The organism is Curtobacterium sp. MCBA15_013, from assembly GCF_001865095.1.
Taxonomy (GTDB): domain Bacteria; phylum Actinomycetota; class Actinomycetes; order Actinomycetales; family Microbacteriaceae; genus Curtobacterium.
Window position 1 is genome coordinate 16,743 of the sequence record NZ_MJGQ01000006.1, and the last position, 14,726, is coordinate 31,468.

15 protein-coding genes and 1 tRNA gene are annotated in these 14,726 nt (G+C 72.5%); 9 read left to right on the plus strand and 7 right to left on the minus strand.

Features of this window, described 5'->3' with window-relative positions; all coding sequences use genetic code 11:
* Positions 1-162 precede the first annotated feature (162 nt).
* On the plus strand, positions 163-510 hold the full coding sequence (locus BIV01_RS04205) for a DUF1844 domain-containing protein (protein WP_071295810.1): 348 nt from the start codon (positions 163-165) through the stop codon (positions 508-510).
* 102 nt (positions 511-612) lie between these two features.
* On the opposite strand, the gene BIV01_RS04210 is transcribed toward BIV01_RS04205, so the two are convergent.
* Positions 613-1,884 (minus strand): phosphotransferase, encoded by a 1,272-nt coding sequence (locus BIV01_RS04210; RefSeq protein WP_071302046.1) that lies wholly within the window; start codon positions 1,882-1,884, stop codon positions 613-615.
* A gap of 207 nt (positions 1,885-2,091) precedes the next feature.
* Here BIV01_RS04210 and BIV01_RS04215 point away from each other — a divergent pair, with 207 nt between their 5' ends.
* The 3 genes from BIV01_RS04215 (at position 2,092) to BIV01_RS04225 (ending at position 6,011) form a co-directional block, all read left to right on the plus strand.
* On the plus strand, positions 2,092-3,612 hold the full coding sequence (locus tag BIV01_RS04215; protein ID WP_071302047.1) for a CHAD domain-containing protein: 1,521 nt from the start codon (positions 2,092-2,094) through the stop codon (positions 3,610-3,612).
* A 4-nt stretch (positions 3,613-3,616) separates the two neighbouring features.
* Positions 3,617-4,072: a MaoC/PaaZ C-terminal domain-containing protein gene (locus tag BIV01_RS04220; protein WP_070417876.1), complete on the plus strand. Its 456-nt coding sequence runs from the start codon at positions 3,617-3,619 to the stop codon at positions 4,070-4,072.
* 76 nt (positions 4,073-4,148) lie between these two features.
* Complete coding sequence (locus BIV01_RS04225) at positions 4,149-6,011, plus strand: glycoside hydrolase family 2 protein (protein WP_083413757.1); 1,863 nt, start codon at positions 4,149-4,151, stop codon at positions 6,009-6,011.
* A 142-nt stretch (positions 6,012-6,153) separates the two neighbouring features.
* On the opposite strand, the gene BIV01_RS04230 is transcribed toward BIV01_RS04225, so the two are convergent.
* The gene (locus tag BIV01_RS04230; protein WP_071302048.1) at positions 6,154-7,002 is read right to left on the minus strand and encodes an alpha/beta fold hydrolase; all 849 of its coding nucleotides are present in this window, start codon (positions 7,000-7,002) and stop codon (positions 6,154-6,156) included.
* Between the two features lie 125 nt (positions 7,003-7,127).
* Here BIV01_RS04230 and BIV01_RS04235 point away from each other — a divergent pair, with 125 nt between their 5' ends.
* Positions 7,128-8,327 (plus strand): hypothetical protein, encoded by a 1,200-nt coding sequence (locus BIV01_RS04235; RefSeq protein ID WP_229085782.1) that lies wholly within the window; start codon positions 7,128-7,130, stop codon positions 8,325-8,327.
* 148 nt (positions 8,328-8,475) lie between these two features.
* Here BIV01_RS04235 and BIV01_RS19250 read toward each other — a convergent pair whose 3' ends face one another.
* Positions 8,476-9,516, minus strand: coding sequence for an amidase domain-containing protein (locus BIV01_RS19250; protein ID WP_071302049.1), 1,041 nt, complete (start codon positions 9,514-9,516; stop codon positions 8,476-8,478).
* 73 nt (positions 9,517-9,589) lie between these two features.
* Between BIV01_RS19250 and BIV01_RS04245 the strand changes: the two genes are divergently transcribed.
* Positions 9,590-9,973 carry a hypothetical protein gene (locus BIV01_RS04245; protein ID WP_071295815.1) on the plus strand — a complete coding sequence of 128 codons (384 nt, stop codon included), beginning with the start codon at positions 9,590-9,592 and terminating at the stop codon, positions 9,971-9,973.
* A 59-nt stretch (positions 9,974-10,032) separates the two neighbouring features.
* Here BIV01_RS04245 and BIV01_RS04250 read toward each other — a convergent pair.
* The 4 genes from BIV01_RS04250 to galU all read right to left on the minus strand — a co-directional run bounded on the left by BIV01_RS04250 (position 10,033) and on the right by galU (position 13,026).
* Positions 10,033-10,105, minus strand: a tRNA-Ala gene (locus BIV01_RS04250).
* Positions 10,106-10,156: 51 nt separating this feature from the next.
* On the minus strand, positions 10,157-11,275 hold the full coding sequence (locus BIV01_RS04255; RefSeq protein ID WP_071302050.1) for a hypothetical protein: 1,119 nt from the start codon (positions 11,273-11,275) through the stop codon (positions 10,157-10,159).
* Positions 11,276-11,405: 130 nt separating this feature from the next.
* Entirely contained in the window at positions 11,406-12,065 is a 660-nt protein-coding gene (locus tag BIV01_RS04260; RefSeq protein ID WP_071302051.1) for a GNAT family N-acetyltransferase, read from the minus strand.
* 70 nt (positions 12,066-12,135) lie between these two features.
* Positions 12,136-13,026: a UTP--glucose-1-phosphate uridylyltransferase GalU gene (gene galU, locus BIV01_RS04265; RefSeq protein WP_022907539.1), complete on the minus strand. Its 891-nt coding sequence runs from the start codon at positions 13,024-13,026 to the stop codon at positions 12,136-12,138.
* A gap of 114 nt (positions 13,027-13,140) precedes the next feature.
* Here galU and BIV01_RS04270 point away from each other — a divergent pair, with 114 nt between their 5' ends.
* The 3 genes from BIV01_RS04270 (at position 13,141) to mscL (ending at position 14,623) form a co-directional block, all read left to right on the plus strand.
* On the plus strand, positions 13,141-13,725 hold the full coding sequence (locus tag BIV01_RS04270) for a 5-formyltetrahydrofolate cyclo-ligase (RefSeq protein ID WP_070417869.1): 585 nt from the start codon (positions 13,141-13,143) through the stop codon (positions 13,723-13,725).
* A 1-nt stretch (position 13,726) separates the two neighbouring features.
* A complete protein-coding gene (locus tag BIV01_RS04275; protein ID WP_071302052.1) occupies positions 13,727-14,047 on the plus strand; it encodes an FmdB family zinc ribbon protein in 321 nt (106 codons plus the stop codon).
* A 72-nt stretch (positions 14,048-14,119) separates the two neighbouring features.
* Positions 14,120-14,623, plus strand: coding sequence for a large conductance mechanosensitive channel protein MscL (gene mscL / locus BIV01_RS04280; RefSeq protein ID WP_070417867.1), 504 nt, complete (start codon positions 14,120-14,122; stop codon positions 14,621-14,623).
* Positions 14,624-14,726: the final 103 nt, after the last annotated feature.

Sequence of the window (14,726 nt, forward strand, 5' to 3'; positions counted from 1 at the left end):
CGCGGACGCCGGTGGAGCGGTGTGGACCCGGTAGCCTGTGGTGCGCGGCCGCGGGTGGGAGAGACTCCTCTTTCGTGACGCTGCGGGAGTGATCGGCCTCGTTCGCACGAGTCCGGGCACACTGACAGCATCTGCCGCGGATGAGTCTAGCAGAGGAGCACCGTGACCGACACCCCTTCCCCCGAGCCCGACGAGGCCGCACGCGACATCTCGGAGGTGCCGGCCGTCGAACTCATCAACACCGTGGCGGTGCACCTCCTCAGCGCGGCCGCCGTCAAGGTGGGTCTCGCGGACGACCCCGAGCAGCAGACGGACCTCGACGAGGCGCGCAAGCTCATCACGGCGCTCGCGGGGCTCGTCACCGCCGCGGCGACGGAGATCGGGGACCACCACGCCCGCCCGCTGCGCGACGGACTCCGTTCGGTGCAGCTCGCGTTCCGCGAGGCGTCGAGCATCCAGGACGCGCCGGGCGCCGGTCCGGGTGAGAAGTACACCGGACCCGTCAACTGACGGGCGTCACCCGATGACGGACGGGAGGCGCGGTGCCGGCTGGCACCGCGCCTCCCGTCCGTCATCCGGTCCGGTCCAGGGCCGCAGCCCTCGGTCCGTCGGTCAGGCCGCGCTGCGCGCGACCAGGCGCGTGACCGCGGCGAGCGGGATGCCGACCCAGTCGGGACGGTTCCGGGTCTCGTAGACGACCTCGTAGACGGCCTTGTCGAGTTCGAACGCGTCGAGCAGTTCCCGGTGGGCACGCAGGTCCGATCCCGTCCCCTGCTGGTAGCCGTCGAGGAACGCCGACCGGGCCTCCTGCGCCCACTCCCCCGCATCGACGGGTTCGGCGTCCTGGGCGAGCGAACCCTGGACGTAGTCGAACGAGCGCAGCATGCCGGCGACGTCCCGGAGCGTGACGTCCGGCAGGGAGCGCTCGGTGAGCGGGCGGAGCGGCTCGCCCTCGAAGTCGAGGAAGACCCAGCCGCGGGGTTCCGGAGCGGCGAGCACCTGCCCGAGGTGCAGGTCCCCGTGGATGCGCTGGAGGTCGGGCCAGTCGGCGTCGGCGGCCCGGGCGTAGACCGCACGGACGGCATCGACGTGCGGCCCGATCGCCGGGGCCTCGCGTGCCGCGGCGTCGAGCCGGCCGTGCATCGTCGCGATCGCGGCGGCACGGCGGTCGTCGTCGGCGGGCTCGGTCGGCAGGGCGTCGGCGAGGGTGCGGTGCACCTCGGCGAGCGCGAGCCCGAGCCGCTCGGCGTCGGATGCGAAGGGGATGCCCTCGCGGGCGTCGCTGAGTGCCACACGCCACGCGTCCTGCAGCCCCGGCAGGAACTCCTGGGCGAAGGCGAGGTGCCCGCTCGCGGTGCCGTCGGAGCGCCCCGGGTCCGGCCAGCTCCCGCGGAGCGCGCCGTACACGCGCGGCACCCGGGCGCTGCCCGCGGCAGAGAGGGCGAGCTGCGTGGTGACGTCCGGGTTGTCGCCGTGGTGCAGCACGCGGAAGACCTTCACGATGACCTCGGCGCCGGTGTCCGTCTCGCAGATCACCGAGGTGTTCGACTGTTCGCCGCTGAGCACCCGGGACCGCCGGACGGCGCCGATCGGGACGAGGCTCTCGTCGTCGGCGTCGATGCGCGCGGCGAGGGACCGGATCCAGTCCGGATCGGCGGTCGCGTCGTGCACGGCCCCGGCCGCGTCGGGACTGACCGGCGCCTGGTAGAGGACGGGGCCGGTCGGGGCGTCGTCGAGGACGAGGCGGGTACCGGCGGGGTGCGCGAGGGTGCGGAGCCGCGGGGTGGTGCCCTTCGCCGTGTACCAGCGCTGGTGGGCGATCCAGCCCTCGAGGGTGCGGTCGGTGGGCTCGCCGGGGGCGGGGACGGGTGCCTCGTCGCTCATGGGGCGAACCGTACGCGCCGGGGGCTGAGGGTGGTGCGCTGGGTCGTGGGTCGTGGGTCGTGGGGCGCTGGGGTCGTGGGGCGCTGGGGTCGTGGGGCGCTGGTTCGGGTCGTCCGCTGTCCTCCACAGGGCGTCGTTCCGGGTGCGGCATCCACAGAACGCGGCGGACCCGGTGACGAGGGCCGCGGGGCGGACGACACTGACGGCATGCAGACCCCGCACCCGGAGCCGCTCGGCCGCACCGACCCCCGTCGCACGTGGCGCATCGCCGACGACCGGCGACTGCCCGCCCTCGAACCCTTCGCCGACCGCGTCCTCCGGCACGGTCCCGTGGTGCTGCGCGAGCACCTGTGGGACACCGACGACCGGGTCCTCGCGGCCGAGGGCGTCGAGCTCCTCCGGTCGGACGCCGGGTGGAGCGTCGACCGCGGTGACGGACCGGTCGAGGTGCCCCCGGACCTCGACGGCGGCGACGACCAGGATGCGGACCACGTTCCGCGCGACGTGGTCGAGGTCTTCCTGCGCGGCCGCCCGGTCCGGGTCGTCCGGGTGCGGGACACGGCGACGACCCTCGTCGAGCTGCGCGGGCGGGACGGGCGGCTCCGCGCCGAGGTGGCCGACGTCCGTGTGGACGAGGGCGAGCCCGACGCCGCGGTGCTCCGGTCGGCTCGGTGGTGGGCGCTGAGCGACGACGGGCGGGGCGGGACGGTGTCCCGGGCTGCGGAGCGGGCGCTGGCGGACGCGGCGGAACCCGGGGCGGGTGGTGGCGCCCGGGGCGGGGCCGGGCGCGCTGGTGGTGGGGCCGGGCGCCCTGCGCTCCGTGCCGCACCCGAGCGTCGGAAGGGGTCGGCGGCACGCCCACGACGGGGCTCCGCGGCCGCTGCCCTGCGAGCGGTCCTCCGGTCGTTGCGCGCCGACCTCGTCGCGGTCGATCCGAGGGTGCGTGCCGACGAGCACGGGTCGGTGCACGACCTCCGGAAGGTCCTGAGTCGGCTGCGGAGCGTGCTGGCCGCGTACCGCGGTGCCCTCGACCGCGACGCCACCGAACCCCTGCGCGCCGAACTGGCCGAGGTCTCGCGGGTGGCCGGTGTCGCCCGCGACGCCGAGGTCCTGCGCGACCGGTTGCTCCGCACAGCCGGCCGCGCTCCCGAGGGCTTCGTCGACGCCGAGACCCTCGACCGGATCGGTGCGCACGTCGCCGAGTCCCGCGCGGCGGCGGCCGCCGACCTCCGGCACACCCTGCGCTCGGCGACGTGGTTCCGGGCGCTGGACCGCCTCGACGACCTCGTCGCCCGGGCGCCGCGGGGACCGCACGCCGACGACGACGCCCAGGCGTTCGCCGTCCGCCGTATCGCGCGCGAGCGGAAGCGGGTCGCGAAGGCGATCGACGGCGGCACCGAGACGCTCGACGACCTGCACGAGATCCGGAAGGCGGCTCGGCGCCTGCGCTACGCCCTGCAGGCCGCCGACGAGGCGACGGACCTCGGGAAGCGGCGCCTCGGGTTGCTGCGGCGGGTCCAGGACGGCCTCGGCGAGGTGCTCGACGCGGCGCACGCCACCGCGGCCCACCGGGAGCTGGCGACCCTCGCGGCGAGGAGCGGGGCGGACACGTTCGGCGCCGGGGTCCTCGCCACGACCGAGCACGCCGTCGTCGAGCGCGAGCGGGACCGGGCCGAGCACCTCGTCGCCCGCCTGCGGTCGCGCGTGGCGACCGGTCTGCGAGGATGACCGGGTGCCGCACTACCTCGAAGACCTCGCCGCCGGACAGACCTTCACGACCCCGGGCCGGACCATCACCGAGGCGGACGTCGTGTCGTTCGCCTCGTGGACGAACGACAACAACCAGGTCCACACCGACGTCGAGTTCGCCGCCAGGACCCGCTACGGCCAGCGGGTCGTGCACGGGCTGCTGGGCACCTCGCTCTGCCTCGGACTGATCGCCCGCACCGGGGTGTTCGAGGGCTCGGCCGTCGCGCTGCTCGGCATCGACCAGTGGCGCTTCACGGCGCCGGTGTTCATCGGGGACACCCTGACGTGCGAGGTCGAGATCCTGTCGACGCGACTGACGAGCTCCGGGACGACGGGCATCGTCGAGCGGACGGTGTCGCTCCGGAACCAGCGGGGCGAGACCGTCCAGCAGGGGCGCATGGACGTCATGGTCCTGACGCGGGACGCCGCGATCGCCTGACAGGCCGGGCGGGCACTCGCCCGGAATCGTTGCCGCGCTCTTTACAACGATGTACCAGCCGCGCCAGCATGGAGGCATGAGCACGCTCGACGGCATCGTCGCCGCACCTGACACCGCTTCCCCGCAGGCCCTCCCGATCGCCTCCCGGCAGGACGGCACGTACCCCCGGCCGCAGATGCTCCGCCCGCACTGGGCCGACCTCGACGGCACGTGGTCCTTCCGCAACGACGGCGACGACCCCGCCTGGCGGACCGGCTTCCCCGACGCACGGGACATCGTCGTCCCGTTCCCGCCCGAGTCCGTCGCGTCGGGCATCGACGAGCCGGGCTTCCACCCCGTCGTCTGGTACTCCCGCACCATCGGCCGCGCCGAGCTCGAGGCCGCCGGACACGGCGACGCGGCACCCCGGCTCCTGCTGCACTTCGGCGCGGTGGACCACCGCGCCCGGGTCTGGATCGACGGGCAGTTCATCGGCGAGCACGAGGGCGGCCACACGCCGTTCTCGTTCGACGTGACCGACGTCCTGACCGCCTCCGACGCCGTGCACACCCTCGTCGTCCGCGCCGAGGACGACCCGCACGACCTCACCCAGCCCCGCGGCAAGCAGGACTGGCACGAGGACCCGCACGCCATCTGGTACCGCCGCACCACCGGCATCTGGCAGACCGTCTGGCTCGAGGCCGTGCCGACCACGTCGATCGAGTACCTCCGCTGGACGAACCTCGACCACCAGACGCTCCGCCTGACCGTCCGGCTCGCCGGGGTCCGGACCGGCGGCGAGCGCCTCCGCGTCGACGCCCGCTGGGACGAGCGCGACGAACACCTCGCGACGATCGAGACCACGCTCGGCGCGACGGCGAACGAGTTCGACGTGCTCGTCCCGATCGCCCGGCAGGCGAACGGGCAGGCCGAGGACGAACTGCACTGGTCGCCGGAGGCACCGCGGCTCGTCGACGCCACGGTCACCCTGCTGGGATCCGGCAGCGACCGCACCCCGATCGACGCCGTCGCGTCCTACTTCGGCGTGCGCACCGTCGGCGTCGACGGCGGCGCGTTCCTCCTCAACGGCCGGAGCTACGACGTCCGCAGCGTCCTCAACCAGGGGTACTGGCCGGACTCGCACATCGCAGCCCCCTCCCGCGAGGCGCTCCGCCGTGAGGTCGAGCTCATCAAGGAGCTCGGCTTCAACGCCGCACGCAACCACCAGAAGATCGAGGACCCGCGCTTCCTCTACTGGGCGGACCGGCTCGGCATCCTCGTGTGGGGCGAGGCGCCGGGTGCGTACGCGTTCTCGCCGCGGGCCGTGCAGCGACTGATGCGCGAATGGATGGACGCCGTCGAGCGCGACGCCTCGCACCCGTCGATCGTCACGTGGGTCCCGGCGAACGAGAGCTGGGGCGTGCAGCACATCGCGACCGTTCCCGCGCAGCAGGCCTACGCGCGGTCGTTGGCCGACGTCACGCGGGCGATCGACCCGACGCGGCCGGTGATCTCGAACGACGGGTGGGAGCACCCGGACTCGGACATCATCACGATCCACGACTACGAGGGCGACGGGCCCCGGCTCGCGGCGACCTACGCAGACGACGCGGCGCGCACGGCACTGTTCCACGGCATGGGCCCGTCCGACCGCTGGGTGCTGGTCGGTGGAGCGGTCGACCGCGGGCAGCCGGTCATGCTCACCGAGTTCGGCGGTGTGAACTACCAGCCCGGCGCCCAGCGCGAGGACGGCTGGGGCTACACGACCGCGGCCGACGGCGACGACTGGATCGCCCGGATCACGGCGCTGTACGACGCGATCCGCGCGAGTTCGTTCCTCGCCGGGTCCTGCTACACGCAGCTCACGGACACGATGCAGGAGACGAACGGCCTGCTGAACGCGGACCGCACCCCGAAGGTGCCGATCGAGCAGATCCGGCGCGCGGTCACCGGTCGCTGACGCGACGCAGGAGCCGGGAGGCACGTCCTCGGTGAGCAGGAATGGTCGGGTCCGACGAACGGACCCGACCATTGCTGCTCACGAGACGCGGAGATCGGTGCGAGACCGACGCAGCGTCTCGGCGCGGATCAGGAGGCGCGGGTCAGGAGGAGAGGAACCGCAGGACGGCCTCGTTCCACTCGTCCTTGTGCGATGCCAGCACCCCGTGCGGCCCGCCCTCGATGACGTGGGTCTGCGCGTTCGGGATCGCCGCAGCGGTCCGCTTGCCGGACACCTCGAACGGCACGATGCCGTCGGAGTCGCCGTGGATCACGAGCGTCGGCACGTCGACCTTGGTGAGGTCGTCGCGGAAGTCCGTCGTGGCGAACGCGACGGTGCAGTCGAGCGTGCCCTTCGGCGATGCGAGCTCGGCGATCGCGAGGTCGTACGCGCGCTGGTCGCCCGACACCAGGGGCTTGTTCACGAGCGAGGGCTTGCCCGCCGTGTAGAACAGGTCGACGAACTCGTGCAGGAACGCGGGGCGGTCCCCGGTGATCCCGTTCGAGAACCAGTCCGCGAGGTCCTGGTCGACCCCGCCGTCGGGGTTGTCGTCCGACTTCCAGAGGTACGGCGGCACCGCGCTCGCGAACACGAGCTTCTTCACCCGGCCCGTGCCGTAGGTGGACACGTAGCGCGCGAGCTCACCGCCACCCATCGAGAACCCGATCAGCGTGACCTCGGTCAGCCCGAGCTGGTCGAGCAGGGTGTCGAGGTCGGCGGCGAACGTGTCGTAGTCGTACCCGCCCCACGGGTGCGACGACTGCCCGAAGCCGCGACGGTCGTACGCGACGACACGGTGCCCGGCTTCGACGAGGGCCGGGATCTGGCCCTCCCACGAGCGGCCGGACAGGGGCCAGCCGTGGATGAGGACGACCGGGTCGCCCGATCCGAAGTCGTCGTAGTGCAGGTCGATGTCGTGCCCGTTCTCGGCTCCGACGGTGATGAACGGCATGGTGCCTCCGGTGGTTGCGTCTTCCAGGGAACGCCGACCATGCAACGCCGTGGGCCCGCACCGAGGCTGAAACCGTACGCCTTGCGGACACCGGTGACGTGCCGTGGACGTGCGAGGATCGGGCGGTGACGAGCGCCGGGGAGACGAGCGGCGCCTCCAGGCCGGCCCTGGAGGCGCGCCACAGCGGCTGGACCACTCCCCTGCTCCTGTGGCTGGCCTCGCGCGTGGTGAGCACGGTCCTGCTCGCGACGGTCTACGCCGTGGCGACGGCGAACGGCTGGCCGTTCGCGTCGTCCCGACGCGATCCGTCCTTCTTCACGTTCTCGGGGTCGTGGGACGCGTCCTTCTACCGGATCATCGCGGAGCACGGGTACCCGACGACGCTGCCGCTCGACGACTCGGGGCACGTCCTCCCGAACGCCTGGGCGTTCCTGCCGGTGTTCCCGACGCTCGTGCGCGCCGTCATGCCGCTGACGGGCGGGTCGTTCTGGGTCGCGGGCGTGCTCGTCGCGACGCTCGCCGGGGCCGGGGCGTGCGTGCTGCTCTACCGGCTGGTGCTCGCCGTGGGCTGCTCGCACCGTGCGCGGTGGGCGACGGCGCTGTTCGCGTTCGGTCCCACCGCGTTCCTGCTGCAGGTGGCCTACGCCGAGAGCACGTTCCTGCTGCTGCTGTTCGGGGCGCTGCTGGCGCTCGTCCGTCGGCGCTACTGGCTGGTCGCGCCGCTCGGGCTCGTGGCCGCGTTCACGAAGCCGGGCGTGCTGGCGTTGGCCGTGGCGCTCGCGGTGCACCTCGTCGTGCGGTGGGTGCAGGAGCGTCGGGCGCTCCCGGTGCGGGACGCCGTGGCGATCGTCGTGTCGGGGCTGGTGGTGGCTGCGGCGGGGCTGGCGTGGCCGGTGATCGCCTCGGCCGTGACGGGTCGGCCGAACGCCTACCTCGACACCGAACTGTCGTGGTGGGTGGGGTTCGTGGGGCGGCAGCACTTCGCGCCGCTCACGCCGTGGTTCACGATGGCGGGGACGTGGCTCGGGCCGCTCGGGATCGTGCTCGTGGTCGCCGTGCTCGCGGGGGCGGTGTGGTTCTGGACGCGGAGGTCGGTCCGGGCCCTCGGGGTGGACGTGTGGGCGTTCACGGCGGCGTACGCGCTGTACCTCGTGGCGGTGTTCCTGCCCCAGCAGTCCCTGCCCCGGTTGCTCATGCCGACGGCGCCACTGCTCGGGTCGGACGTGTTCGTACGGACGCGGCGGCGGGCGGTCGTGTGGCTCGTGGTGGGTGTATGCCTGCAGCCGGTCGCCGTCGTGCTGCTCTGGTTCCTCGGGTACCCCTGACGCGCGGCGGCACGGCCCGGCGTGGCGGGCCGACGTCGAACCACGGAACCGACACCGAACCAGCGCGGGTCGGTGGTTCGGTGTCGCCTTCGTGGTTCGACGCGAACGCGAACGCGGCCCCGCGGCGCGCCGCCGGCGCGCGCCAGCGCTACGCGTCGAACGTGTGGAACCAGGCGGTCCCGCCCGGGTGCTGCACCGTGATCATCTCGTCGAGGTCGCGGTACGGCCCGTCCTGGTTGTGGCTCGCCGACTTGATGCGGACCGTGCCGTCCGGCTCGGTGAACACCTCGGACACGATCGTGGTGTGGTCCGGCGAGTCGTTGTCGTTCCAGTCGTAGAACACGATGTCGCCGACCTTGACCTTGTCGCGCTCGTCGAGGGAGCGACGGGTGAGCCCGAACTCCGCGGCGTTCGCGGTGAGCCACGGGTCCATCGTCGGGCAGTAGGTCCACGTCGCCGAGTGCTCCGCCCCGGCCGACCGGTTGTACCAGTCGGAGCGCTGCTGCCAGCCGCGGGCGATCAAGGTCTGCGACACGTAGTTCGCGCAGTCGCCACCGATCGGGTTCATGGTGCCGTACTCGGCGAGGTTGTAGTCCTTCCAGTGCGCCATCGCGTACTCGAGCTGCCGGTCGACGTCGGTCAGTGCCGCGTAGGCCAGGGTCGAGGTCGCGACCGCCGTCGAGGCGTCCGGGACGGGCGCGGTGGTCGGTGTCGGCGTGGCCGTCGCGGAGTCCTGCGTCGCCCCGGTCTGCCCGTCGTTCGCGGCGCTGCCGTTGCCGTCCGAGGACTGGTTGGCGGACGGTGACGGCTCGATCGCGGTCGTGAAGAGCGCGACGTCCGCCGAACCCGCCGTGTACATCGCCTGGTGCGGTGCCGTGAAGGTCACCTTCGTGGCGGTCGCCCTGACGTCCCGCGCGGCGATGCCCCCGACCGTGACGCCGGCGACCGCTGCCAGCCCGGAGCCGGCGACGGTGATCGTCACACCGCCGGCGAGCGGGACGTGCGCAGGGCTGAGCGACTTCGCGACGGGCTTCGCGGTGGGCGTGGACGAACCGCCACCGTTGCTCGTGCCACCACCGGACGCCTTGCCCGTTCCGCCGTCCCCCGACGAGCACGCAGCGACGGCGAGCCCGATGCCGGTCACGCCGGCGAGGGACAGCAGGGAGCGGCGCGTCAGGGAAGCAGTCATGGTGCTTCCCAGGGTAGGCGACGACACGGCATGATCTCTGGCAGGAACCACCGTCGAGAGGATCAGACCACCCATGCCCGAGAGCCACGACTTCTTCGTCGCAGCCGCCCCCGACCACGTCCGCGCACTCGTCCGCGGCGCACTCGTCCGCGAGGGCTACACCGTCGACGACGGCGACCAGGGAGCCCTCCGCGCCACCCGCGGCAGCATGGGCCTCACGCTGCTCATCGGCGGCATGGCGAACGACCGGACCTTCCACACCCGGCTCGACGTGCAGATCATGGTCACGCCGGACGGTCGGACGGTCGCGCGGCTCCTGCGCGGTGCCGGCAAGTCGGCGCTCAAGGGCGGTGCGCTCGGCATCTCGCGCGGCAACCGCGCCTTCGAGCAGGCCGCCAACGCGATCCACGGCGAGCTCGCCCAGGCCGGGATCCTGACGGAGAGCGTCCCCGGCTGACCCGGGCCCGCCCTGGGAACGACGAAGGCCACCCGATCGGGTGGCCTTCTGTCTCGGAGTGGAGCTAAGGGGATTCGAACCCCTGACCTTCTCATTGCGAACGAGACGCGCTACCAACTGCGCCATAGCCCCGAGAACGCGTCCACACTAGCACCCGCGTCGGCCCGATCCGAAATCGAGCGATCAGACGGCGCGGCGGCGACGCATGATGGCGTCGAGGTCCGCCTGCTCGTACGCGTCCTCGCCGAGGACACCCATGCCGGCCCACTTGCTCGGCGGCGCCGGGGGCGCGGCGGGAGCGGCGGGAGCAGCGGGTTCCGGAGCGGGAGCGGCCTGCGCAACGGGGGCTCCCGTCCCGGCCGGCGCGCGCAGACCCAGCCGTTCGGCGAGCCGCCCCTGGTCGTGCGCGGAGAGCGACGCGACGGCCTCCTCGACGTCCGGGCGCATGGGCGACACCCGCGCGAGCGACGGGTCGGTCTCGGCAGCACGGATCGCGGCAGCCTCGGCCTCGGCTTCCGCCTTGGCCGCGGCGACCCGCTCCTTCAGGCGGGCGGCGAGCTCCGCCGAGGACTCCGGCGTGGCCGCCGGGACCTTCGGGCGTTCGACGTACAGCGGCTTCGGGACGCGGTTCGGCGTCCAGCTGCGGTCACGAGCGCGCTCGGCGGGCTGCTCGGTCGACAGCGGCGGCGCCGGGTCCGTCCACTCGCTCGCGGGCCTGGAGGCGCGGCTCGACTCCGGCACGACCGTCGCGGTCCGGGCCTTCCGCGCCTTCGCCACCTGGTGCAGCTGGGCGAGGACCGCTGCGGACCCACCGGCGGCGACGAGGCCGGCGACACCGACGAGCCAGGCGGCGGGGGCCGCGACGAACACGACGACCGCGACGACGAGGCCGAGCGTGCCGAGCAGGGTCGCCCCCAGTCGGGACCGACGCATGCGCATCGCGGTGAGTGCCGGGACCGCCGAGGCCCGCTCGAGCACGGGTGCCTGCTCGGCCAGTCGGCGGGTGATCTCCCGCTGCCGGGCGGCCTCGTGGGCGCGGACGATCGCGGTGCGCTTCGCCTCCTCCGACTTCGCGACCCGCTGGGCCTCGGCGAGGGACTTCGCGTTCATCTCGATGCGGACCTCGTCCGGCAGCTCGGCGGTCTGCGCGAGGATGCGGAGGGTCTGCTGCAGCCGGATCGCGTTCCGCTCGGTGGCGAGGTACTGCCGACGGGCCGCCCAGGACGGCATGAGGTAGACGAGCCAGAGCACGGCCGCGATGAGCAGGACGATGCCGCCGCCCCAGGAGCCGATACCTGCCATGGGGACACGGTAGGGGTGGGCGTTCCCCCGGCCGGTGATTGCCGGACGCGTGTTGCGCGTGTCGTGACGAAATCGCCGGGGGCGAGCCGCGCCTCCCGGGCCGCCCCGCCGGACGGACCGGACCCGCGGGTCAGACGCGGGGCGTGGTGTGCAGCGGCATCGCGGCCTCGTCGCGTGCCGCGAGCGGGACCGAACCGACGCCGGGCGGGACCTGGCCGCGGACCCAGCGTTCGAGGACGCCCTCGCGGACCTCTTCCGCGACGAGGGCGAAGCAGAAGTGGTCGCGCCAGTCGCCGTTGATGTGGATGTACCGGCGGCGGAGCCCCTCGTACCGGAAGCCGAGCTTCTCGACCACCCGCAGCGACGGGGCGTTCTCGGGACGGATGCAGATCTCGATGCGGTGGATGCCGACCACGCGGAAGCAGTGGTCCACCGCCATCGCGACGGCGATCGGCGTGACGTTGTGGCCTGCGGCGTCCTCGACGACCCAGTAGCCGATCGAGGCGCTGGCGAGGGAGCCGTACGTGATGCCGGAGACGTTGAGCTGCCCGACGAAGCGGCCGTCGAGCTCCATCGCGAACGGGAGCCCGAGCCCCGCGCGGGCGTTGGCCTGGAGCGCGCGGATGCTGCCGCGGACGTCGGTGGAGGCGTGACCGGAGGGGTTCGTGGCCTCCCACGTGCGGAGCCACGAGCGGTTGCTCGCGAGGGCGACGTCGAGGTCGCGGGTGTCGCGGAGTCGGAGGGGCCGGATGGTGACCCGCCCGTGGGACAGGGTCGGGATCGTCGTCATCGCGCTGGTTCCTCCGGGAGCGTCGAACGGGCCCGGAGGTGTTCCCCGGACCCGTTCGGCGACGGGTCGTCTATTCGCCCGCGTTGAACTCCTTGAGCCACGACTTGAGGTCGGGGCCGAGGTCTTCGCGGTCCGAGGCGAGCTGGACGATCGCCTTGATGTAGTCGAGTTTGTCACCGGTGTCGTACCGGCGTCCACGGAACACGACGCCGTACACGCCGCCGGTCCACTCCTCGGCGTTCGCCATCTTCATGAGCGCGTCGGTCAGCTGGATCTCGCCGCCCTTGCCCGGCTCCTGCTTCTCGAGGACGTCGAAGACCTCGGGACGGATGACGTAGCGGCCGATGATGGCCAGGTTCGAGGGTGCCTCGCCCTGCGGGGGCTTCTCGACGAGGCCGGTGATCTTCACGACGTCGTCGGTGTCGGTCTCCTCGACCGTGGCGATGCCGTAGAGGTGGGTCTGCGACTCCGGGACCTCGAGCAGGGCGACGACGGTGGCGTTCTTCTCGCCCTGGACCTCGATCATGCGCTTGAGCAGCGGGTCGCGGGCGTCGATGATGTCGTCACCGAGGAGCACGGCGAACGGCTCACGGCCGACGTGCATCTTGGCGCGGAGCACGGCGTGACCGAGGCCCAGCGGGTCGCCCTGGCGGACGTAGTGCATGTCGGCGAGGTCCGTGGACTGGTTCACCTTCTGCAGCTTCTCGTGGTCGCCCTTCTTCTTGAGGGTCTCCTCGAGCTCGGACACGTGGTCGAAGTGGTTCTCGAGCGCGTTCTTGTTGCGGCCCGTGATCATCAGCACGTCGGTGAGCCCTGCGCCGACGGCCTCTTCCACCACGTACTGGATGGCCGGCTTGTCGACGACGGGGAGCATCTCCTTCGGCATCGCCTTGGTGGCGGGGAGGAAGCGCGTGCCCAGGCCTGCGGCGGGGATCACGGCCTTCGAAATCTGGAAGCCCATGCCTGGACGGTATCGGATGACCCCGGGAGGGGGCATGTCGTCGCTACGGAGGACACGGCTTCTCGCGCTCGGCGGCGGAAAGCCGCAAGACGTGCCCTCGGTAGACTCCTCGGCATGATCGCCGATCTCGGGAACGAGAAGCGCGCCCTGCGAGCCGAGCTCCGGCAGCGGCGGCGCACCCGGACCACGACCGAACGCGAGACCGACACCGCGGCGCTCACCGCGACCCTGCAGCGCTTCGCCGAGGAGCGCCAGGTCGAGTCGATCGCGCTGTACCTCTCCGCACCCGAGGAACCCGACGTCCGCCCGTTCCTGAACTGGGCGTTCGAGCGCGGCATCCGGGTGCTCCTGCCGATCACCCGCGAGGACGGCCTGCTCGACTGGGCGGTCGGCGACGGCGCCTCCGAGGCCGAGGGGCTGGCCGGCGTGCCCGAGGTCGTCGGCGAGGTGCTCTCCCCGCTCGCGATCAACGACGTCGACGCGATCCTCGCCCCCGCCGCCGCGGTGGGACACGACGGCGTCCGGATGGGCTGGGGACGCGGCTACTACGACAAGACGCTCGGGTCGATGGCGAACCGCCCGCCCGTCTATGCTGTGATCTTCGACGCGGAGTACCTCGACGAGGTCCCGCGCGAGACCCACGACGAACCCGTCGACGGCATCATCACGCCGTCGCGCATCATCACCTTCCGGAGCTAGGGTGCCCACCTACTCGTACCGCTGCACCGAGTGCGGCAACGCCTTCGACATCAAGCAGTCGTTCTCCGACGCCACGCTCACCGAGTGCCCGGCGTGCGGCGACGTGCTGCGCAAGGTCTTCTCGCCGGTCGGGGTGACGTTCAACGGGGGCGGCTTCTACCGGACCGATTCCCGGGCGGCGCCGAAGGGCTCGTCGGAGTCGTCGGGCTCGTCCGAGTCGTCGTCCTCGTCGTCGTCGTCCTCGACGCCGGCGAAGTCCGAGTCGAAGCCCGCAGCAGCGAAGCCCGCTGCCTCGACCACGCCGAAGCCCGCCGGGTCCTGACCGGGGTCCGGACTCCTCGGTAGGTTGATGGGGTCGCCGTCCGGCGGCCGTCCTCGACCCGGAAGGAGTCCCGTGAAGGGCTTCAAGGAGTTCCTGCTCCGCGGCAACGTCATCGACCTGGCCGTCGCAGTCGTCATCGGTGCAGCGTTCACCGCCATCGTGACCGTCATCGTGAACGCGATCATCAACCCGGCGATCGGCGCGGTGTTCAACGCGTCGAGCCTCGACGACGCGCTCAAGGTCGACATCCCGACCGTGGCGGGCGGCAAGCCGGCGACCCTCATGTTCGGCTCGGTGATCGGTGCGGTGATCAACTTCGTCATCGTCGCGGCCGTCGTGTACTTCGCCCTCGTGCTCCCCGTGAACCACCTCAAGAAGGTCGCGTTCGAGCGGGTCAAGAACGACGAGGAGCAGACGCCGCAGGACGTCCCGCCGACCGACGTCGAGGTGCTGCTCGAGATCCGCGACCTGCTCCGCTCGCAGAACGGCGTGCCCGCGAACACCGGTGGCGGTGCGCACGTGGCGCCGTCGACCGCTCCCGAGGGTCCCGGTATCGGCGGCACGACGAAGCTCTAGCTGCTCCCGCACAACCGAAACCCGCCCGAACCACGCGATCACGTGGCTCGGGCGGGTTTTGCTTGTGCGAACGGCCGGCGGCAGCGCGCGGCCGGCGCGAGCG